At 67.3% G+C, this 19872-nt stretch carries 18 protein-coding genes; 13 read left to right on the forward strand and 5 right to left on the reverse strand.

Annotated elements, in window-relative coordinates:
• Window positions 1-32 precede the first annotated feature (32 nt).
• A complete protein-coding gene (locus SRU_RS06855; protein WP_011404040.1) occupies window positions 33-395 on the reverse strand; it encodes a four helix bundle protein in 363 nt (120 codons plus the stop codon).
• Between the two features lie 198 nt (window positions 396-593).
• On the opposite strand from SRU_RS06855, the gene SRU_RS06860 reads away from it, so the two are divergent.
• The 8 genes from SRU_RS06860 to SRU_RS06895 all read left to right on the forward strand — a co-directional run bounded on the left by SRU_RS06860 (window position 594) and on the right by SRU_RS06895 (window position 8225).
• Window positions 594-2474: a Na+/H+ antiporter NhaC family protein gene (locus SRU_RS06860; protein ID WP_237702021.1), complete on the forward strand. Its 1881-nt coding sequence runs from the start codon at window positions 594-596 to the stop codon at window positions 2472-2474.
• A 77-nt stretch (window positions 2475-2551) separates the two neighbouring features.
• On the forward strand, window positions 2552-2896 hold the full coding sequence (locus SRU_RS06865; RefSeq protein WP_103017550.1) for a phosphomannose isomerase type II C-terminal cupin domain: 345 nt from the start codon (window positions 2552-2554) through the stop codon (window positions 2894-2896).
• A 135-nt stretch (window positions 2897-3031) separates the two neighbouring features.
• Window positions 3032-3619, forward strand: a complete 588-nt coding sequence (gene def, locus SRU_RS06870) for a peptide deformylase (protein WP_011404043.1) — start codon at window positions 3032-3034, stop codon at window positions 3617-3619.
• 34 nt (window positions 3620-3653) lie between these two features.
• A complete protein-coding gene (locus tag SRU_RS06875; protein ID WP_013061816.1) occupies window positions 3654-4346 on the forward strand; it encodes a class I SAM-dependent methyltransferase in 693 nt (230 codons plus the stop codon).
• 40 nt (window positions 4347-4386) lie between these two features.
• A complete protein-coding gene (locus SRU_RS06880; RefSeq protein WP_112903845.1) occupies window positions 4387-5190 on the forward strand; it encodes an ABC transporter ATP-binding protein in 804 nt (267 codons plus the stop codon).
• Window positions 5191-5288: 98 nt separating this feature from the next.
• Window positions 5289-5885: a cob(I)yrinic acid a,c-diamide adenosyltransferase gene (locus SRU_RS06885; protein WP_011404046.1), complete on the forward strand. Its 597-nt coding sequence runs from the start codon at window positions 5289-5291 to the stop codon at window positions 5883-5885.
• A 35-nt stretch (window positions 5886-5920) separates the two neighbouring features.
• A complete protein-coding gene (locus tag SRU_RS06890; RefSeq protein ID WP_118828872.1) occupies window positions 5921-7231 on the forward strand; it encodes a peptidoglycan DD-metalloendopeptidase family protein in 1311 nt (436 codons plus the stop codon).
• A gap of 25 nt (window positions 7232-7256) precedes the next feature.
• Window positions 7257-8225 carry an isoaspartyl peptidase/L-asparaginase family protein gene (locus SRU_RS06895; protein WP_237702022.1) on the forward strand — a complete coding sequence of 323 codons (969 nt, stop codon included), beginning with the start codon at window positions 7257-7259 and terminating at the stop codon, window positions 8223-8225.
• Between the two features lie 5 nt (window positions 8226-8230).
• Here the strand turns inward: SRU_RS06895 and SRU_RS06900 are convergent, their stop codons facing one another.
• Both SRU_RS06900 and SRU_RS06905 read right to left on the reverse strand, forming a co-directional pair.
• Complete coding sequence (locus tag SRU_RS06900; RefSeq protein WP_237702023.1) at window positions 8231-10225, reverse strand: TonB-dependent receptor family protein; 1995 nt, start codon at window positions 10223-10225, stop codon at window positions 8231-8233.
• A 193-nt stretch (window positions 10226-10418) separates the two neighbouring features.
• Window positions 10419-11735, reverse strand: coding sequence for a SpoIID/LytB domain-containing protein (locus tag SRU_RS06905; protein ID WP_118828875.1), 1317 nt, complete (start codon window positions 11733-11735; stop codon window positions 10419-10421).
• A gap of 150 nt (window positions 11736-11885) precedes the next feature.
• Between SRU_RS06905 and SRU_RS06910 the strand changes: the two genes are divergently transcribed.
• Window positions 11886-12674, forward strand: coding sequence for a TatD family hydrolase (locus SRU_RS06910; protein ID WP_011404051.1), 789 nt, complete (start codon window positions 11886-11888; stop codon window positions 12672-12674).
• Between the two features lie 441 nt (window positions 12675-13115).
• Here the strand turns inward: SRU_RS06910 and dnaK are convergent, their stop codons facing one another.
• Complete coding sequence (gene dnaK, locus SRU_RS06915; RefSeq protein ID WP_011404052.1) at window positions 13116-15119, reverse strand: molecular chaperone DnaK; 2004 nt, start codon at window positions 15117-15119, stop codon at window positions 13116-13118.
• Window positions 15120-15480: 361 nt separating this feature from the next.
• On the opposite strand from dnaK, the gene pgsA reads away from it, so the two are divergent.
• The 4 genes from pgsA to SRU_RS06935 all read left to right on the forward strand — a co-directional run bounded on the left by pgsA (window position 15481) and on the right by SRU_RS06935 (window position 19257).
• On the forward strand, window positions 15481-16086 hold the full coding sequence (gene pgsA, locus SRU_RS06920) for a CDP-diacylglycerol--glycerol-3-phosphate 3-phosphatidyltransferase (protein WP_011404053.1): 606 nt from the start codon (window positions 15481-15483) through the stop codon (window positions 16084-16086).
• A gap of 46 nt (window positions 16087-16132) precedes the next feature.
• On the forward strand, window positions 16133-16807 hold the full coding sequence (gene pyrE / locus SRU_RS06925) for an orotate phosphoribosyltransferase (RefSeq protein WP_118828876.1): 675 nt from the start codon (window positions 16133-16135) through the stop codon (window positions 16805-16807).
• Window positions 16808-16900: 93 nt separating this feature from the next.
• Window positions 16901-18139, forward strand: coding sequence for a competence/damage-inducible protein A (locus SRU_RS06930; protein ID WP_011404055.1), 1239 nt, complete (start codon window positions 16901-16903; stop codon window positions 18137-18139).
• Window positions 18140-18273: 134 nt separating this feature from the next.
• Window positions 18274-19257 (forward strand): NAD(P)H-quinone oxidoreductase, encoded by a 984-nt coding sequence (locus tag SRU_RS06935; RefSeq protein WP_011404056.1) that lies wholly within the window; start codon window positions 18274-18276, stop codon window positions 19255-19257.
• A 76-nt stretch (window positions 19258-19333) separates the two neighbouring features.
• Here SRU_RS06935 and SRU_RS06940 read toward each other — a convergent pair whose 3' ends face one another.
• Window positions 19334-19759 (reverse strand): OsmC family protein, encoded by a 426-nt coding sequence (locus SRU_RS06940; protein ID WP_013061827.1) that lies wholly within the window; start codon window positions 19757-19759, stop codon window positions 19334-19336.
• Between the last annotated feature and the right edge of the window lie 113 nt (window positions 19760-19872).

The raw sequence follows: 19872 nt of genomic DNA on the forward strand, positions 1-19872 counted from the left end.
TCACGAGTGAGTTGTGAATCACGAGGGATGAGTCAAGAGCTCCTGTTTTTGCCGATGGAGCGGACATAGCCATTTGGCATCTTTCGGATCTCGGTCAATTCGTCGGACAGTTCCTCGTAGCGCTCATCCGTGATGAGACCGCGCATTTTTGCTTTCTGCAACCACGTGATGGTTTCTTGCAGTGAGCCGCGAGCATCGTAGCAGAACTGACGATTTTCGCCGAAGTGGTACCGCCCGTGGCCTTCGCTGATGTTCGCCGCAATTGAGTCCGCCGCCTGGACGAGTTGCTCACCGATGGAGTACTTGGCAAAAGACGGCCACTCCTCCACCTCTGCCCAGATCTCCTCCGCAAGTTTCAATGAGCGCCTGTACACGGCTAGGTCGTCTACATCCATCGACTTGGCTCCCTTCTATGGGAGGCCCGTTCATCCAAAAACACACAGCCACCTCGATGGTGTAACGCCCCGTTTCGTTTTCCATGCCCATCGGCACCCAACCCTTCAACTCATGGCTCTTCTCTCATGACGCGTCCACTCGTGAAACCGCTTGGGATGCGCGCTCTCTTCATCGGGCTAGGACTGTTCGCCCTAACGATGTCGCCATCTCTTGGGCAGGAGCAGGGCCCCATCGAGGTCCCGGACCCGGTCCTGAGCGGCATCGAGTTTTCGGTCTCGGTGCCTGGGGACTCCTCGCTGGCCGCGCGAGGGGCCCCGACGCTGCGGGTGGCGGGCGCCTCGTTCTCGCTTTCGTACGACGCGACGGAGGGGGCGTGGACCGCGGACGATGTCTCGGTCGCGTCGAGCGGAAGTGCCAACGTCGAGGTCGTAGCCAACGACGCAGTGTTGCGCTCGACCACCACGCGAACCATTCCGGGTTGGCTCTCCATCCTGCCGCCCCTCTTGGCCATCGGGATGGCGCTGCTGTACCGGCGTGTGGTGCCGGCGTTGTTCTTTGGAATATGGGTGGGCGCGGTGATTGCCATCGGCATCACGCCGTGGGGCGCGTTCAAGGGCCTGCTGGACAGCTTTCAGGTCTATGTGCTGAACGCAATGTCCAGCTCCAGCCACGTGGCCATCATTCTGTTCTCCCTCATGATCGGGGGCATGGTGGGCATCATCTCCAAGAATGGGGGGACCCTCGGCATCGTGGAGCGCCTGACGGGGTGGGCGAGCGACTCGAAGCGGGGACAGATGGTGACCGGGGTGCTGGGCGTGAGCATTTTCTTCGACGATTACGCCAATACCCTCATCGTGGGCAACACCATGCGCCCGGTCACGGACCGGCTTCGCATTTCCCGTGAGAAGTTGGCCTACGTCGTGGACTCGACCGCAGCCCCCATCGCGACCCTCGCGTTCGTCACCACGTGGATTGGGTACCAGGTGGGCCTCCTGGGCACCGCCATCCAGAACATCGACGGATTTGCGCAGGGGGCCTACTCGGTCTTCCTCAGCTCACTGCCCTACAACTTCTATCCGCTCCTCACGCTGTTTTTCGTCTTCCTCGTGGCCTATTCGGGACTCGACTTCGGGCCGATGTACCAGGCGGAGCGGCGGGCCCGCGAGACGGGGGAAGTGCTGGGCAAGGAAGCGAAGGTCGACGAGGCGGCCTCGGAGGGGGAGGAGCTGCAGCCCCCGGACGGAACGCCGTTCCAGGCCGTCAACGCCGTCATTCCGATTCTGGTGCTGGTGGGAGGGGTGCTCGGCGGGCTGTACGCGACGGGCGTTCAGGCCGCTGGGGTTGACGCCCCCTTGCGAGACATTATCGGGGAGGCGAACTCGTACACCGCCCTGATGTGGGGATCGATCCTCGGGGTGTTGGTGGCGGCGGCGCTGTCCATCGGGCAGGGCATCCTCGACCTGGAGCAGACCGTGGAGGCCTGGTACGAGGGCCTGAAGTCCATGCTGTTTGCGATGATCATCCTCGTGCTCGCGTGGGCCCTGTCCAACATCACAGAGGTTCTGCACACGGCCGACTTTCTCGTGTCGGTCCTCGGGGAGTGGCTTCCGCCTGGGGTCGTGCCGGCACTCATCTTTGTCCTTGCGGCCGCGACGGCCTTTGCGACCGGGTCGAGCTGGGGCACCATGGGCATCCTGATGCCGCTGGTGGTTCCACTGGTGTGGGCGGTTCTCGTCCAGAACGGGATGGACGACCCGTCGCACTATCACATTCTGTACTCGTCGGTGTCGTGCGTGCTGGCCGGATCGGTGTGGGGGGACCATTGTTCGCCCATTTCGGATACGACGATTCTCTCGTCAATGGCCAGCGGCTGCGACCACGTGGAGCACGTGCGCACGCAGTTGCCGTACGCGCTCAGCGTGGGGACCGTGGCCATCGTGTTTGGCACACTGCCCGCCGGCTTCGGCATGCCGTGGTGGGTCGGGCTCTTGGTCGGGGCGGCGCTCCTGTACGGCCTGCTGAAGGTGGTCGGCACGCCCGTCGATACGGCCGAGGCCCCTGCGGAGGCCCCGGCGTAAGCCAATGGCAGCCGCCGCGCAGGCGTGGCGCTCGTCTCTCTCCTTTTCTTTTTGTTCACCAATCGACATCCCTCTCTATGTTTCTCGACGCCGACGACCGTCCCTGGGGCCGCTGGGAAGAATACCTGAACGAGCCGGGGTATCGCGTGAAGCGCATCATCGTGCACCCCGGCCAGCGGCTCTCCCTGCAGAAGCACGAGCAGCGACAAGAGCACTGGGTCGTCGTCCGGGGAACGGGCGTCTTCACGCGCAACGAGGAGGAGATCGCGGTGTCTGAGGGGGACACCTGCTTTATCGACGAGGGCGACGTACACCGCATCGAGAATACCGGCGACGGGCCGCTCGTCTTTATCGAGACGCAGATGGGCCGCTGCGTGGAGGACGACATCATCCGGCTGGAGGACGACTACGGGCGGGAGTAGGGCGGAACGAGCGGGGGAGGGCGGGCCGAGGAGTTTGTAGGATTTCTGCTTTGAAGAAGGGCATCGCCGGCACTTCCGGGTGTGTCGTTCCGTTGTACGCCACTGCACACAGTTTCTTGGCAATCCCCTTCGCCTATGATACTGCCGATATACGTCTACGGCCACGAGGCGCTCCGGAACGAGACCGATCCCGTGCAGGAGAATACGGAGGCGCTCCAGGAGCTCATCGACAACATGATCGAGACGATGCACAACGCCGCCGGCATCGGGCTGGCGGCGCCCCAGGTCGGGCGCACCGAGCGTCTTTTCGTGGTGGACCTGACCCCGATGGCCGACGAGATTGCGGAGGCGGGGGAGCCGCTCCCGCCCCAGCCGATGGTCTTCATCAATCCCGAGATCGTGGAGGAGAGCGAGGACACCGCGGAGATGGAGGAGGGCTGCCTGTCGATTCCGGAGGTGCGAGAAGCCGTGGCGCGCCCCGAACGGATTCGGATGCGCTACCGGGATCGCGAGTTTGAGGAGCAGGAACTGGAGGCCGGGGGCATGTTGTCTCGGGTTCTGCAACACGAGCGCGACCATCTCGACGGCGTCCTCTTCACCGACTACCTTAGCAGCTTCCGCAAGCGGCTGCTCCGTCGCCCCCTGCGTGAAATGGTAAATGGGGAGGTGGAGGCCGACTATCCGCTCGTGACGAAGGACGACGAAACCGTTCCGTCCCGGTAGGACAAATTTCTCCCCAGGAAGCACGGGCCTCCGTTTGAGCCAGCCGCCGTGGACATCCCCCATGACCGCCCGCCGGACGCTCTCCCGCTCGGACATTGAGGCCGTCTACGACCGGGTTGGGGCGTGGCAGGACACCCAGGCCTTCTACGAGGCGCCGGCCTTCGACGTGCTCGTGGCCCGTGGGGGGTTTGGGGACGCCCGGTCGGTGGTCGAGGTCGGATGTGGAACCGGAACGCTCGCCGAGCGCCTCCTGCAAAGCCATTGTCCGCCGCCGGCGCGCTACGTGGGATACGACCTCAGCGGAACGATGGTGCGGCTCGCCCGGGCCCGACTCGGGGCGTTCGGGGCCCGCGCGACCGTCCACGAGACCGACGGCGGCCTGACGTTCGACGCCCCGGATGGGACGCACGATCGCGTGGTGGCGACCTACCTGCTGGACCTTCTGTCGCGAGAGGACGCCCGGACCTTCCTCGGAGAAGCGCATCGCCTCCTGCGAGAGAACGGCCGGCTCTGCCTCGCGGGGCTTACCTGGGGGCGAGCGCTGGTGCCTCGGTGCGTGAGTGGGCTCTGGAACGCTCTGCACCGAATCCGCCCGGCGTGGGTCGGCGGGTGCCGGCCCCTTCGGCAACGGGCCCTTCTGGACGAGACGCGTTGGTCCGTCCGGGCTCACGCCTCGGTAACGGCGTGGGGTGTTCCGTCGGAGGTGCTGGTGGCGACGCCCACCTAGATGCGCACGCGGTCTCTTTGCACTGACGTCCGGCAACGGCGTGGCCCTGCTTTCGGTCGACCGACTTTCCGTTACGCTCGACGGACACACGATTCTACGCGACGTGGGCTTCGAGGTCGCGGCCGGGCAGTGGGTCGGCATCCTCGGGCCCAACGGCGCGGGCAAAACAACCCTTCTGCGGGCAATTGGGGGGCACATCCCGTTCGAGGGCGAGGTCCGGCTCCGGGGGACGCCCATCGAAGCGATGAGTGCACAGGAGCAAGCACGGGCGCAGGCCTTCGTCCGTCAGGCGCGGTCCCTCACCTTCGACTTTGCGGTGGAGGAATTTGTGCTGCTCGGCCGGGCCCCGCAGCGAGGTTGGTTGCAGCCGTACCGGGAGTCGGACCGGGAGCGCGTTCGAGAGGCCCTTGCCCGAGTGGAACTGGAGGGCTTCGCGACCCGGTCGGTCCTGTCCCTGAGCGGAGGAGAGATGCAGCGCGTCTTTCTGGCGCAGGCCCTGGTGCAGGGGGCGGACCTGCTGCTTCTGGACGAGCCGACCGCCCACCTGGACGTCCACTATCAATTCTCCTTTATGGAGCAGATCCGGGCGCAGGCGGAGGCCGGCCGGACGGTGCTCGCCGTGGGGCACGACCTGGAGCTGGCGGCCCGCTACGCGGATCGGCTGCTCCTGATCGCAGACGGCGAGCTGCGGGCCCAGGGGCCCCCAGCGTCGGTCCTGACGCCGGAGCGCATCGCCTCGGTATTCGGCGTGCGGGTCGCCCTGGATCAGCACCCGGACGGCACGCTCCGGATCGACTACCTGGGGCCCGTCTCGTCCTCCGACGAGAACCGCGTCCCCGGATAGGGCCGGAACGAACTGCGCCCTCCGGAAACGCACCCGGAGGTCAGCCGTGCCACGCTGTGGTCAATTGTAGTCCCCTGTTTCCCGACGCATTTTCTTTGATGAGCAAACGCATCTACACCCGGACCGGCGACGACGGAACCACGTCTCTCTTCGGGGGAGAACGTGTGGGCAAGGGAAACCCCCGCATCGACGCGTACGGCACGGTCGACGAGACCAACTCGATTGTCGGGCTCGCCCGGTCGCACCTAGAGGGCGAGCCGGGCCAGGAGACCCTCGACCCGGTTCTGGGAGACGTGCAGGAGGAGCTGTTCGTGTTGGGGGCGGACCTGGCCACGCCGATGGACGCCAAGCCGGTCGTGGAACGCATCGAGGACGCCCACATCGAGGCGCTTGAGGAGCGGATCGACCGGTTCGAGGCGGACCTGCCCAGCCTGGAGCGCTTCATCCTGCCGGGGGGCGCGCCGGCCGGGGCGTCGCTCCACTCCGCCCGGACCGTGTGCCGCCGCGCGGAGCGCCGCAGCGTAGAGGCCAAAACCTCGACGCCCATCAACGAGCAGGTCATTGTCTACCTCAACCGGTTGTCCGACCTCCTCTTTGTGCTGGCCCGCTGGGCCAACCGGCAGGCCGGCGTCCGGGAGGACACGTGGAGCCCCGGAAGCGGTGGGGGCGACGGGGCGTCTGCCGATCCGTCGTAGTCTCTTAGCATCTCACTCACTTCTTGGCGGACTCCATGTCCTTTTCACGCGGGCCCGTGCGACTGCTTGCCGTGCTTCTGATCGTTGCTGGAGGGGGAATTGCCTGCCAGACGGGCGCGACCGCGCCAACCGCGCCAACCGAATCGACGGCAGTGTTTGAGGTCTCGACGGACCGGTACGGCCTTCCGACGGGGCGCTATGAGGTTGAGGATGGACGCGTGGGGCGGGCGGAGACCTTCTCGGACGTGCTGGGCGAGCATGGGGTGGACTACCAGACAATCTTGCGCCTTGCGGACGCGGCCCGGCCCGAGTTCGAGGTCACGAATCTGCGGGCCGGGCGTCCGTATCGGGTCTACGTGAACCCCTGGCTCCAGCAGCCGCAGTACCTGGCGTACCAGATCGATGCGCGCCGGTACGTCGTCTTTGATCTGCAGCATCCGGACCGCACCCACGTGGCCACCCGGCCGGTCACCCGTCAGTGGGCCACGGTCGCGGGCACGGTGGAGGGGTCGTTGTACGAGACCGTCGTGGACAATGGCGGGCACCCGCTCCTCGCCCTGCGGCTGTCGGAGGTGTTTGCCTGGCAGATTGACTTTTTTCGGCTGCGGGCCGGCGACTCGTTCCGCCTCGTGTACGAGGCCCGTGCGGTGGAGGGCGATGCGGTGCAGCCCGGAGACATCGTGGCGGCGCACGTCCGGCACCGCGGCGAGGACTACTACGCGTTCCGGTTTGAGTCGGGAGCGGGCGACGCCGAGTATTTCAACCGGGCGGGACAAAGCCTTCGGCGCCAGCTCCTGAAGGCGCCGCTGCAGTACTCCCGCATCAGCTCGGGCTACACCAACCGTCGGTACCATCCGGTCCTGAAGGAGTACCGCCCCCACCGCGGGGTGGACTACGCCGCGCCGCGTGGCACCCCGGTGCGGTCGGTCGGGGAGGGGGTTGTGCAGCGGGCCGGGTACGAGGGGCCGAACGGAAACTACGTCAAGATCCGCCACAACGGCACCTACACCTCCGGCTACCTCCACCTCTCGCAAATCTCCGTGGCGTCCGGCGACCGCGTGCAGCAGGGCGAGACCATTGGCTACGTGGGCAGCACCGGTCGGTCCACGGGGCCCCACCTCGACTACCGCCTCTGGAAGCACGGCTCGCCCGTCAACCCGGTCACGCTGGAGCTCCCGCCCTCTCAGCCCGTTCCGCTGCAGCACCGCGACGCGTTTCGGGCAACCGTCTGGGCCCTCCTGCCGCGCCTCGACGGGGAATCGGTGTTTGCCCGCGCGTCGTCGGGGGCCGGACCGCGCTGGAATGATCGCACGGCCCCGGCGGGGCCCCATCTCGCGAACCGGTAGCTTCTCCAAACTGGGCGCTCGTGGAATGTCCCTCTCCCTCCACAGTCGGCAGGTTGAGACGCGCGGGCCGCTCCTCCTCGTGCACGGCGGGGCCTGGGACATTCCGGATGCCGCCCTCGAGTCGCACCGCGAGGGGCTTCAATCTGTGCTCGAGGCCGGAACCGCCGCAGTTCAGGAGGAGGCGGAGGCCCTGGCGGGCGTCACGACGGCGACGCGGGCCTTGGAGGCCCACGGCGCCTTTAATGCGGGCTACGGGGCGATGCTGAATCAAGACGGGGCGGCGGAGCTGGACGCCGGGGTCATGACGGGGGCCACCCTGGACTACGGGGCCGTCATGGCCGCGCAGCGCCTGGAGCACCCGGTCGGGGTGGCCCGCCGGTTGTTAGAGACGGGGGAGGGGCGCGTGCGAATGCTGGTGGGGGAGGGGGCGGAGCGGTTTGCGGACGCCACGGGGACGGAGCTCGTCCCGAACGAGACGCTGGTCCACCCTCGCGAGCGACGACGCCACGAGCGGATTCGGGCGCAGGCCGAAGCGAATCACCCGAGCCGGTCGTTTCGCCCAGGAGGCGCCGATCCGCAGGGGCGCGATACGGTGGGGGCGGTGATGCGGGACGCCACGGGTACGCTCGCGGCGGCGACCTCCACCGGGGGGACGCCTTTCAAGCCGCCGGGACGGGTGGGCGACTCGCCCCTGCCGGGGGCCGGCTTCTACGCGGACGCCCACGTGGCGGTCAGTACGACGGGCTGGGGTGAGGCCATCGCGGCCGTGGGACTGGCCCGGAGCGTGCGGGAGCGCGTCCGGGCGGGCGACTCCGCCGAAGCAGCCGCGCGGGCCTCCCTCTCCCGCATGCACGAGCAGGTGCGGGCGCCGGACGGTGGGGGGGCGACGGGCGGATGCATCGTGGTCACCCCCGAGGAGGCCGCAGTGGCCTTCACGACGCCCCGAATGGCCCGGGCGTGGACGGACGGGACCGACGCGCGTCAGCGTCTGTAACCGGACTACCACTCCACATTGAGGCCCGCAGAGAACGACCGCTCGGGGGCGGGTTCGTAGTAGCGCCCGCCAAACGCGTTCACGACGACTGAGCCGGCGTAGCGCTCGTTGAGCACGTTGTTGACGGTGACGAAGGGCTTCAGGGTAAGCCCAGCCATGTCGATGCCCCTGTGCCCGAGGTTGAGATTCACCAGGACGTATCGGGGCGCCTCGGCGGTGTTTGCGTTGTTGGTGTAGTAGCTCGGCACCCCCTGGCCCGAGATCCGCCCCCACCACCCGCCGTGAGAGAATTCGGTGTGGAGGTAGAGGCGGCGGCTGGGAATGCCGGGCACCCGATTTCCGACCAGGGAGTCGTCGTTTGATTCGTCGACGACGAACCGGCTTCCCGTATAGCGCGTCGCCACTTCGAGGGCGTCCGTGGCCTGCCACGTGAGGCTGGCTTCAATGCCGTCGTGGGTGTTGGCCGCAAGGTTGTCGTACACGTCGCGCCCGTCGGCGTCCTCGTAGGCAGAGATGAGGTCGTCGACCTCGAGGCGGTACAGGGCCACGTCGAACCGCAGCCGAGCCTCCGGAAAGGCGCCCCGGGCGCCGATCTCGAAGCCCCGAGTAAACTGTGGCTCCACCTGCTGATTGAAGCCGCCGCCCCCGCCCGGGCGGTTGGAGAGTTCAGAGGCTGTGGGCGTCTCGAACGCCGTGCTGTACTGAGCGAACACCTGGGCGGGACCGGCATCGAACGAGAGCCCAAAGCTCGGGCTGACCGACGAGAACGTGCGGGTGCCGGACTGATCTCCGTCCTTGGTCAACCCATCGTCGGCTTCGAAGCGCATTTGGTCGAGTCGGAGCCCCCCCGTGAGGGCGAGCCGATCCGTCGCGTTGAGGCGGGCGTAGCCGAACGCGGAACCGTTCAGTACGGTCTCCAACTGGTCGAGGCCGACCTCGGGGCCGGGATTCCCGTCGGGCGTCGTAGACGTAAATTCGATGCGGTCGTCGGACTGAATCCCGGCGTCCACGCCCAGGCCGCCCTGCAGACGCCCCTCAGTGCGACGCAGAGTGAACCGGGTGCCCCCGCTCCACCGTGTGTACCGCACGAAGGCAAAGTTGAGGGGGTTGTCGAGGGCCCGTCGTAGGCCGTAGGCGGTCCCGGAGAGGGTAGCACCGCCCAGATCGTGGTCGATGGAAGCCCCAAGCTGGACCTGCGAGCTTTGCTTGCCCGCGTTCACGTCTACGAATGCGGCGCGGGCCTGGGAAGGGTCATCGTTGAACTGCTCGCGTGTGAGGCTGCTTGGGTTTTCGGTGTCCTGCTGGTCGGCCGCCGCCACAATTCGGAGCCGCGTGTCGGGGCCCAATCCCCGTCGAGCCGTGCCGCCCGCTCGCACACGATAGCCCTGGCTGTGGGCCCGGTACCCCTCCTGGCGCTGGCCGGAGGCGTATCCGTGCACGGTCCAGGGGCCGACCGTGCCCCCGCCCTCCGCGAGGCCCTGCCACTGCCCGTAGCTGCCGCCCTGCACCCGTATCCGATTCGGGGGAGGCGCCGTGCCCGACGACGAGAGAAAGAGCACGCCCCCGCTTCCATTGCCCCAAAACACCGAGGCGGGGGAGCGAACCAGTTCCACCTGTCGGACCACGGCCGGGTCCACCACGTCGAGAAAGGCCTGCCCGTCGGGCAGGGTGAGCGGAATGCCGTCGTAGAGGACCTGGACCCCACGGACCCCAAAATTGGACCGGTAGCCCACGCCCCGCACGCTGATGCGCTCCCCGAGGGCAAAGTGGTGGCGATCATTTACCCACACGCCGGGCAGGGGACGGAGCACATCGTCCAGAGACGTCGACGAGGTCAGGGATACCTCCGCCGGCGACCGGGACCGCACCGTGACGGCGAACGGTGCGGACGCCTCCGTTTCGGCGCCACGGACGGCCTCAACCGTCACTTCCGGCAGCTCGACGATCGTGGAGTCGGGGGATTGCCCAACCGCGAGGTCGGGGCCGACACCAGTCCACAAAATGGCCAGGAGGAGGAAGAGAGGGGGACGTCGTGTTACGAAAACCATGCAACTGGAAACGGGAACGGCGGAAAGAGAGCGGGCGGAGGGCGGGTGCTCGCAGTAGCGGGTGGGGATCTCGATAGACGGGTCCTCAACTCGTGGTTCGGAGACCTCGTGTCGGGCCTCGTGCAGGCCAAATTGCGAGGGTCCCTTACCATCCAATCCGAGAGGCGGTGGAGTCGTCGGGCGGGCTGGGCGGGTCCTGGGCCACCGCGGGGAGGGGGGACGCCTCGTCCAGTTGCTGAATCTGGACGCCCGTGTAGTAGAACGAGAGGATTTCGCGGTAGCCCTTGCCCTGCTCGGCCATGGCGTGGGCGCCCCATTGATTGAGGCCCACGCCGTGGCCGTGGCCCCGACCGGTCAGCACGTACGCCGAGCCGTCGCGGCGCGCGTCGAACCATGTGCTCTTCAGCGTGACCCCGTCGACCCGCTCGTTCACGACCGACCGGAAGGTGCTCGCCTCCATGTCCGTCTCCGTATCGTCCGAGAAGAGCACCTCGATGGTGGCCAGCCGGCCGCTTGGGGTGCGGTCGCCCAGCAGAAACCCCTCGACGGAGGCGCCGTGGTGCAGCGACAGCGCCTGCAGAAGGGCCCGGCGGTTGATGCGCGTCGTCCAGCGGTGCTTGGGCGAGGCCTGATCGTACGGGTCCTCTTTGCCCCGGAGGTAGGGGAGGGAGGGACTGTCTGTCCAGACGGCCTCGTTGCTGGCCGTGTGGCCGCCGCTCGACGAGAAGTAGACCGCCTGGATTGGGGCCCCGTCGTAGGTCAAAATCTGGCCCTGCGTCTCCCGGGCGGCCCGACGGGCGGCCGTGGTGATCACGTCTTTTCCCCGGTATACCTGAGAGGCCGTGCCGTCGACGTGGTCGTAGTCCCCATCGAAGTGCTTGGTGGAGAAGAGGGCGTAGGTCCGAGCCACGACCGCCATGGCACGGGTGCCCGCCCGGTCGTCGAGGCCGTACTCCGCGGCGACGACGCTCGCAACGTAGTCCTGCAGGGGCACGCGGTTGACGAGCTGAAGGCCGGTGCTGGAGTCGGCGGGACGAAGGGTGAGCCGGCCCGTGTACGTGCGCGTCGACTCGGAGGGCAGGACGAGCGTCCAGCTGCCCCCCCCGGACGGCGCGAGGCGGAGCGACCGGGCGTACAGGTTGGCCGTCCCGCGCCGCGCGTACACGTCCCCCTGGCGGCGCCCGAGCGTCACGGTCTCGTCGCGGGTCAGCCGGAGGATTGGGGAATCACTGCTGGGAAGCAGCACCGAGAGCGAACTGCGCCTCGGGGTCAGGCGAACAGACTCGACCTCCGTCCCGTGATGCAGGCGCACCTGTACCCAGTCTGTGCTGTCGGGCGAAGACTGGGCGGCGGCCGGAGACGAGGCCCCAACTGCAATCAGCCCCAGCATTGAGGCGGCAAGTGCCCAGAGCAGGCCCCGAGTGCCCGAGCGGAGGATCGGGTGAAATTTACACCAACGCATTTACAGTGTGGGGCCTTCAGTTGATGTTCTAACGCACGGTGCCGAGTCGACGAATACCGGTCTTCCTACGGTGCAAAATGGGGGCTTCGTTCCCGGTCGTCATCGGCCCGTTTTGTCCACCTCTTTCGCTTTCGGTCGTCGCTTCAGCCTATGATTATCGACACACACGCGCACCTGTACCTCGATCAGTTCGATGAAGACCGAGACGCAGTTCTGCGTCGGGCCTGGGGCGCCGAGGTCGACGTCGTCGTGATGCCCGCCATCGACGTTCCCTCCATCCAGCAGGCGGTAGATCTGTGTGAGGAGTACGACGGGCTCTACGCCATGGCGGCCCTGCATCCCTCGGAGACCCAAGAAGCCACCGAGGAGGACTTTGAGGCGGTCGTGAACTGGTGTTCGCACCCGAGTGTGGTGGCGGTGGGAGAGAGCGGCCTAGACTACTACTGGGACCGGTCGTTTGACGACCGCCAGAAGCGCTTTTTCCGCAAGCACATCCGCCTGGCCATCGAGGCCGACCTGCCCCTCGTGATTCACAACCGCGATGCCGCGGAGGACATACTCGCCATTCTTGAGGAGGAGTACGTGCGGGCCGAGGTTCCGGAGAAAATGCGCGGGATTCTTCACTGCTACGTCGATCCGCCCCGGATCGCCGAGCGGGCGTGGAATCTGGGCTTTTACGTCGGCGTGGGGGGCATCATGACCTTCTCCAACAGCGACGTCGACCAGTACGTGAAGGAGGTCCCGCTCGAGCACATTGTCGTGGAGACCGACAGCCCGTACCTGGCCCCAGAGCCAAACCGGGGCGACCGCAACGAGCCGGCCTACGTCCGACACGTTGCGGAGCGGCTTGCCGAGATCAAGGATCTTCCGCTGGAGACGGTCGCCGAGGTTACGACCCAGAATGCCCGGGCGATTTACGAGCTGGACGATGCGGGGTAACGGCCAAAAAAGCGGGTCCGAAAAACTGCTCAGAAGCTGTTTTTCGGATAGACATTCAGCTGAGACACAGCGGGCGACGTGCACGAACGGCGCCCAAGCAGGCCCTGTAGCGGAGGCCGAGCAGAAGCGAGATCGTGCCCCTGATGAGCCACCGGGCGCGTGCCGAACCCGGTCTGCGCGGGGAACGCAGTGCCCGAGTCGTCCCTGGGCTGCACAAGATCCGCGAGGTCGCAGCGCTGGGAGCGCAGCGACCGAGTACCCACCGGGGGCCATAGACGTGCCGCCAAACAGCTCCTCAAGGCATAAAAAAACGCCCCGACCGGGACGTGCCGGTCGGGGCGTTTGGAGAGCCGCGGAGCGTTGGTCGCAAACGCTCACGGGGCGATGTAGAGGGGCGCGGCTGGGGAATCGATCCCCACTCCGCGTCCGAATGGTCAGTGCCTACTCGTCGTCGCCTTCATCGACGACCTCATAGTCGGCGTCCTGGACGTCCTCCTCGTCGGAGTCCGCGGCGCCGTTGCCGGAGGCCGGTCCCCCTGTAGGGCCGCCCGCGGGGCCCTCGGCCCCGGCCGCTGCACCAGCGCCCGCCGCGCCGGCACCCGCACCAGCCGCCGCGCCCTGTTGGGCCTGCTGCTGTTGGGCCTCGCGAATCTCCTCGCCGGCGGCGGACCACGCCGCGTTGAGCTCCTCGAGGGCGTCCTCCAGCGCGGTGATGTCCTCGTCGGCGCTGGCCGTCTCGAGCTCCTCGTTCAGCGCGTCGAGGGCCTCCTGGAGGGTCGACCGCTTGTCCTCCGGAATCTTGTCGCCGTACTCCTCGAGGCCCTGCTCCACGGAGTAGGCCATGGAGTTCGCCTCGTTGATCGTGTCGGCGCGCTCCTTGCGGCGCTCGTCCTCCTCGGCGTGCTGCTCGGCCTCCTCCTTCATCTTCTCGATCTCCTCGTCCGAGAGGCCGCTGTTCGCCTCCACGCGGATGGACTGCTCCTTGCCGGTGTCCTTGTCCTCGGCGGACACGTTCAGGATGCCGTCCGCATTGATGTCGAACGTGACCTCAATCTGCGGCGTCCCCCGCGGGGCCGGCGGGATGCCGTCCAGGTGGAAGCGGCCGAGCGTGCGGTTGTCCTTGGCCATCTCGCGATCGCCCTGCAGGACGTGCACCTCGACGGAGGTCTGGTTGTCGGCGGCCGTGGAGAAGACCTCGCTCTCCTTCGTCGGGATCGTGGTGTTGGCTTCGATCAGGGTCGTCATCACGCCGCCGAGCGTCTCGATGCCGAGGTTGAGCGGCGTCACGTCCAGCAGCAGCACGTCGTCGACGTCGCCACTGAGCACGCCGCCCTGTACGGCCGCGCCGAGGGACACCACTTCGTCCGGGTTCACGGACTTGTTGGCCTGCTTGCCGAAGAAGTCCTCGACGGTCTCCTGCACAAGCGGCACGCGGGTGGATCCGCCAACCAGGATGACCTCGTCGACGTCGCTCTTGGAGTGCCCCGCATCGTCGAGGGCCTTCTCCATCTGTGGCACCGTCTTCTCGACCAGGTCTTCGATCAGGTTCTCGAAGGTGGCCCGGTTGAGGTCCATGTTCAGGTGCTGCGGCCCCTCGTCCGTGGCCGTAATAAACGGCAGGTTGATCGTCGTCGTCTTGGCGCTCGACAGCTCAATCTTGGCCTCCTCGGCGGCCTCCTTCAGCCGCTGCAGGGCCATCGGGTCGTCCCGGAGGTCGATGCCGGTGTCCTGCTCAAACTCGTCGGCAATGTGGTCGATGAGGCGCTTGTCGAAGTTGTCGCCCCCGAGGTGCGTGTCCCCGTACGTGGCGTTGACCTCGAAGACCCCATCGCCGAGCTCCAGGATGGAGACGTCGAAGGTGCCGCCGCCGAGGTCGTACACGGCGACCACCTGATCGCTCTCGTCGTCGAGGCCGTAGGCGAGGGACGCCGCGGTCGGCTCGTTGATGATGCGCTGCACGTTCAGGCCCGCAATCTCGCCGGCCTCCTGCGTGGCCTTCCGCTGCGCGTCGTTGAAGTACGCCGGCACGGTGATCACCGCGTCGGTGACCTCCTGGCCCAGGTAGTCCTCGGCCGTCTGCTTCAGCTTCTGCAGCACCACGGCCGAGATCTCCTGCGGGGTGTACTTCCGGTCCCCAATCTGGACGCGCGCCGTGTCGTTCTCGCCGCGGACGACCTCGTACGGGACCTCTTCAATTTCGTCCTCGACCTCGTCGTAGAAGCGGCCCATGAACCGCTTGATCGAGGACACGGTGTTCTCGGGATTCGTGATGGCCTGGCGCTTCGCCGGGGCGCCCACGAGGCGCTCGCCGTCGTCTTTGTAGGCCACGACGGACGGCGTGGTGCGCGATCCTTCCGCGTTTTCGATGACTTCGGGGTCGTCCCCTTCCATCACCGCCACGACCGAGTTCGTCGTGCCAAGGTCGATTCCAATGACTTTACCCATGAGTACGTGTGCGTTGGTTCGGATCAGTTCGAAAGTCGAAGGCGTGTCGGGGTCGAGGGGCAGCCGCCTTTCGGCGTCCCCAACTCTACATCGCCATGAGGAATGGTTCTCAAGAACAATGCCGCGCCGCACAGCCCCCGAAACAGTCCGTCAGAATGACAGGGTGGCAGGGCCGGGCCGGTCCATTTCCGCTGGCGGGGCGTCAGGTGTGGCACCGGGACGCCCGCACGCTGAAAAGTTTGCAGGACGGAGGCATGGTCCTTGGGATGCAACCGTGTCCCCTCCGTTTCCGTGCAAAATTTCACCAATATCGAAGGGGGCCTGAGATATTCCCGCGACTCGTGCTTATCGTGTGATTGTCATGTACACGTCTGCTGCCCTCCGGTACATTCCCAATCTTCTGACGGTCGGTCGGATTTTGGTGACCCCGTTGCTGCTCCTGCTCCTGTCGGTTCCGAGCAAGGCCGGCCAGATGAGTGCGGTCGTGCTCTTCGTGCTGGCGTCCTTGACGGACTACTACGACGGGGTGTTGGCCCGTCGGTACGGCGTGCGGTCGCGGCTCGGGCAGTACCTTGACCCCCTGGCGGATAAGATTCTGATTCTCGGGACCTTCATCGCCCTCGCCCTTGAGGCCCCCGACCTCGTCCCGTGGTGGGCCGTCGTGGCCATCGCCCTTCGCGACGTTGTCGTGACGGTCCTGCGGTCGTGGGCCGAAGCGTCCGGGCAGACGCTGCACACCTACCGCGTGGCGAAGGGGAAGACGATGCTGCAGGCCGCATTCCTATTCGGCGTGCTCACGCTCCGGGCCGCGACGCACTTTTCCCCGCCGCTTCGCGACGCCGCCCGGTGGCTGCTTTACGACAGCGGCCTGCCCGGGCTGGCCCTGACGGTCGTCGTCGGGTTTACGCTGGCCACGGGCGCGCTGTACGTGGTGGCGCCGGTGGAAGAGAAGGTGGAACTGGAGTAGCGTTCCCTCCCGCACTCGCGTCCTCGATTGACTGCTGTCGTCCGTGATGTCCCAGGACCTCTTCGCCCCATCGTCGACCGACCGGGCCCGCGCCCTCGCGGATGCCCTGCTGAGCATTGATGCCGTCTCGCTCCGCCCGCACGACCCGTTCACGTGGTCCTCGGGCCTCGCGGCGCCCATCTACTGCGACAACCGGCAGACCCTTGCCCATCCGTCCGTTCGCGAACGCATTGCGGACGGGTTTGCGGAGGCTGTACGGGAGTACGACGGGACGTCGCTCACCGTGGCGGGCACGGCCACGGCCGGCATCCCCCACGCGGCCTGGCTGGCCGACCGGATCGAGGCGCCGATGGCGTACGTCCGTGACTCGGCCAAAGGGCACGGCCAGGGGCGGCGCATCGAGGGGGCACGGCCGGGGGCAGGGGACGAGGTTGTCGTGGTGGAGGATCTCATCTCGACGGGCCGATCCGCGTTGAACGCGGCGGCGGCCGTTCGCGAGACTGGGGCCAATGTCTCGGCCGTACTGGCCATCTTTTCGTACGGGCTGGACGCCGCCGCCACGGCCTTTCGGGAGGCCGGCGTGCCCTGCCATGTGCTGACGACGTTTCCCGTGCTGCTGGACGTGGCGCGCCGCCAGCACTCCCTCTCGGCAGACGCCGAGGCGCTCCTTAACGACTGGCAGGCCGACCCCGAGGCCTGGTCGCACGAACACGGCGGCTGAGCCGGTGTGCGCCCACCCTCCGGCTGATTCCCGAACCTGCCGGACTGGGGACGCCCCTTGTTTCCGCTCTCTTCTGGTTGCTTGTTCCCCTTGATGAAGGCACAGCTCCTGACCATCGGCGACGAACTGTTGATTGGCCAGACCACCAATACGAATGCCGCCTGGCTCGGGGGCAGGCTCAGTCGCCTCGGCGTTCGCATGACCCGGACGGTGACCGTCGGGGACGCCCGCGAGGCGATCTTCCGGGAGCTGGACCGGGCGTACGAGGAGGCCCGCCTCGTCATTTGCACCGGGGGGCTCGGCCCCACCCACGACGACCTCACGCGGACGGTCATCGCCGACTATTTTGGGGCCCCGCTCCAGACCGACCCGGACGTGCTGGAACGGGTTCGCCAGTACTACGACCGGCGAAACCGAGACGTGCCGCCGTCCGCCCCGGCCCTTGCCCAGCGGCCCGAGGGCTTTGAGACGCTCGACAATCCGGTCGGGGCCGCCGTGGGGCTGTGGCACGAGGCCCCGGACGGGCGGCTGATCGTGCTGCTGCCCGGCATCCCGGAAGAGATGACTGCCATCTTTGAGGCCTCGGTCCAGCCGCGGCTTGAAGAGCAGTCGGGCGTGGGCGAGGTGCGCCACCGGACCCTTGTGACGGCGGGGATCGGGGAGACGGCCCTGCAGGAGAAGCTGGGCGACCTGTCCGACGTGCTGGGGGACGACGTGTCCCTGGCGTACCTGCCCTCCACGAGCGGGGTGCGCCTGCGCCTCTCGGCCGACGCCCGGCAGACCACGGCGGGGGCGCGCCTGGACACGGTGGAGGCGGCAATCCGGGAGCGGGCGGGAGACGACATCATTGGCACCGGCGATGTGACCCTGGAAGCGGTGCTGGGGGACGCGCTGCGAGCGCGCGATGCCACAATTGCCAGTGCGGAGAGCGCGACGGGCGGGCTCATTGGGCACCGGCTGACGGGGGTGTCCGGGTCGTCCGACTACTACCTGGGAAGCGTGGTCGCCTACGCCAATTCCGCAAAGAAAACCGTCTTGGGCGTGGACGAGGCGGCGATCCGCGAGCACGGCGCCGTGAGCGAGGCGGTCGCCGTCCAGATGGCCGAGGGGGTGCGGGAGGCGCTCGGTACCACGGTGGGCGTGTCGACCACTGGCATCGCGGGGCCGACGGGCGGCACGCCCGACAAGCCGGTGGGCACCGTGTGGGTCGGGTACGCCGACGCGTCCGAACGGCACGCCCGGCGCCACCAGTTCGTAGAGGACCGTACGTTGAACAAGGAGCTCTTTGCGTCCGCCGCCCTCGAAGAGGCGCGCCGAACGCTGTCGGTGTAGGGCCGAACGGCCGGGCCGCCGAGCCCATCGGCCGCCGCGCCCCGTGGGTCACCACCGCCGGACCCGTCGGAGGGCGTGCCGCACTACGGGAAAGCACTCACGTGTCATTTGCCAACCAACCCATTCGCGCATCCATGCGAGCCGTTCGCGTTCCCGACCCCGGCGCCCCGTCCGCCATGACCATCGGCGAGGTGCCGACCCCGACGCCCGGGGCCGACGAGGTCCGTGTGCAGGTACACGCCACGGCCCTCAACCGCGCCGATACGTTCCAGCGCCGCGGTCACTACGCCCCGCCGGAAGGGGCCTCTTCCATCATGGGCCTTGAAATGGCTGGCGTCGTTCAGGAGACCGGACCCGACGTGACCGACTGGCACGAAGGAGACCGCGTCTTCAGCCTGCTGGCCGGGGGCGGATACGCCGAGCAGGTGGTCGTCCACAAGGACCTACTGATGGCCGTCCCGCCGGGTCTCTCCATGCGGGAGGCGGCGGCAATTCCGGAGGTGTTCCTGACGGCGTACCAGGCGCTGCACTGGCTCGGGGGGCTGCAGCGCGACCACGAGGTCCTCGTCCACGCCGGCGCCAGCGGCGTGGGGACCGCCGCCATCCAGCTCGCGCGGGAGGCCGGCGCGCGCCCCTACATTACGGCCTCGGCCCCGAAGCACGATCTCTGCCGCGATCTGGGGGCGGCGGCCACCATCGACTACGAGTCGGAGGACTTCGCCGCCCGGGTCGACGATCTCACGGGCGGAGCGGGGGTGGACGTCGTGCTCGACTTTATCGGCGCGCCGTACTTTCACCAGAACGTGGAGGCCCTGTCCGTGGACGGCCGCATCGTGCAACTCGCGACCCTCGGGGGGAGCACCGTCGAGGAGGTGAGCCTGCGCGCCCTGATGGCCAAACGCATTCAGCTCTTGACCTCGACGCTTCGCGACCGAAGCCTCGACTACAAGGTGCAGCTGACCCAAGAGTTTGCGGGGGACATCGTGCCCAAGTTCGTGGATGGGCAGCTTCGTCCCGTGATCGACTCGACCTACGACTGGACCGAGGTGGCCGACGCCCACCGGCGCATGGAAAATAACGCAAACGCCGGCAAGATCGTCCTCCAAGTGGTCTCGTAGACCGACACACGAACGCCCCGAGTCCTCGGCTGAGAACCCGGGGCGGAGGAAGAGCACCGACCGAGCGCGTTGACGTCTACGTCAGGCTCGCGTCGAGCGTGATCTCCGTGCCGGCGAGGGCCTTCGAGACCGGGCAGCCCTCCTTGGCCGCCGCGGCGTGCTCGTCGAACGTGTCCGCGTCGAGGCCCGGCACGGACGCCTCCGTCGTCAGGTGGATCCCGGTGATGGTCGGATCCCCCTCGACCATCTGGAGCGTCACGTCCGCCGTGGTGTTGACCGATTCGGGGTCGTGCCCGGCCTCGGCCAGGACGTTGGACAGGGCCATCGAGTAGCAGCCTGCATGGGCGGCGGCAATCAGCTCTTCAGGATTGGAGCCGTCTCCGTCCTCGAAGCGGGAGCGAAACGAGTAGGCGCCCTCGTAGGCCCCGCTTTCAAGCTGCATGGTGCCGCTGCCGTCGGGCAGGTTGCCGGTCCACGTTGCGTCCGCAGAACGAGTAGGCATAGATGGATGTGTGGGTTGGTGGTTGGGGATGTCAGAGGTCACACACTGCAAATGCGTGCCCCCCTGCACGTTCCTCCCCGGCCCCGCTTTTCGGAAAGAACACACCAGCACCG

This window comes from Salinibacter ruber DSM 13855 (assembly GCF_000013045.1).
Lineage (GTDB): Bacteria > Bacteroidota > Rhodothermia > Rhodothermales > Salinibacteraceae > Salinibacter > Salinibacter ruber.

Coding starts and splice junctions, on each gene's coding strand:
- SRU_RS06855 (WP_011404040.1), bottom strand. CDS start 395: ATGGATGTAGACGACCTAGCCGTGTACAGGCGCTCATTGAAACTTGCG.
- SRU_RS06860 (WP_237702021.1), top strand. CDS start 594: ATGTCGCCATCTCTTGGGCAGGAGCAGGGCCCCATCGAGGTCCCGGAC.
- SRU_RS06865 (WP_103017550.1), top strand. CDS start 2,552: ATGTTTCTCGACGCCGACGACCGTCCCTGGGGCCGCTGGGAAGAATAC.
- def (WP_011404043.1), top strand. CDS start 3,032: ATGATACTGCCGATATACGTCTACGGCCACGAGGCGCTCCGGAACGAG.
- SRU_RS06885 (WP_011404046.1), top strand. CDS start 5,289: ATGAGCAAACGCATCTACACCCGGACCGGCGACGACGGAACCACGTCT.
- SRU_RS06890 (WP_118828872.1), top strand. CDS start 5,921: ATGTCCTTTTCACGCGGGCCCGTGCGACTGCTTGCCGTGCTTCTGATC.
- SRU_RS06895 (WP_237702022.1), top strand. CDS start 7,257: ATGTCCCTCTCCCTCCACAGTCGGCAGGTTGAGACGCGCGGGCCGCTC.
- SRU_RS06905 (WP_118828875.1), bottom strand. CDS start 11,735: ATGCGTTGGTGTAAATTTCACCCGATCCTCCGCTCGGGCACTCGGGGC.
- SRU_RS06910 (WP_011404051.1), top strand. CDS start 11,886: ATGATTATCGACACACACGCGCACCTGTACCTCGATCAGTTCGATGAA.
- dnaK (WP_011404052.1), bottom strand. CDS start 15,119: ATGGGTAAAGTCATTGGAATCGACCTTGGCACGACGAACTCGGTCGTG.
- pgsA (WP_011404053.1), top strand. CDS start 15,481: ATGTACACGTCTGCTGCCCTCCGGTACATTCCCAATCTTCTGACGGTC.
- pyrE (WP_118828876.1), top strand. CDS start 16,133: ATGTCCCAGGACCTCTTCGCCCCATCGTCGACCGACCGGGCCCGCGCC.
- SRU_RS06930 (WP_011404055.1), top strand. CDS start 16,901: ATGAAGGCACAGCTCCTGACCATCGGCGACGAACTGTTGATTGGCCAG.
- SRU_RS06935 (WP_011404056.1), top strand. CDS start 18,274: ATGCGAGCCGTTCGCGTTCCCGACCCCGGCGCCCCGTCCGCCATGACC.
- SRU_RS06940 (WP_013061827.1), bottom strand. CDS start 19,759: ATGCCTACTCGTTCTGCGGACGCAACGTGGACCGGCAACCTGCCCGAC.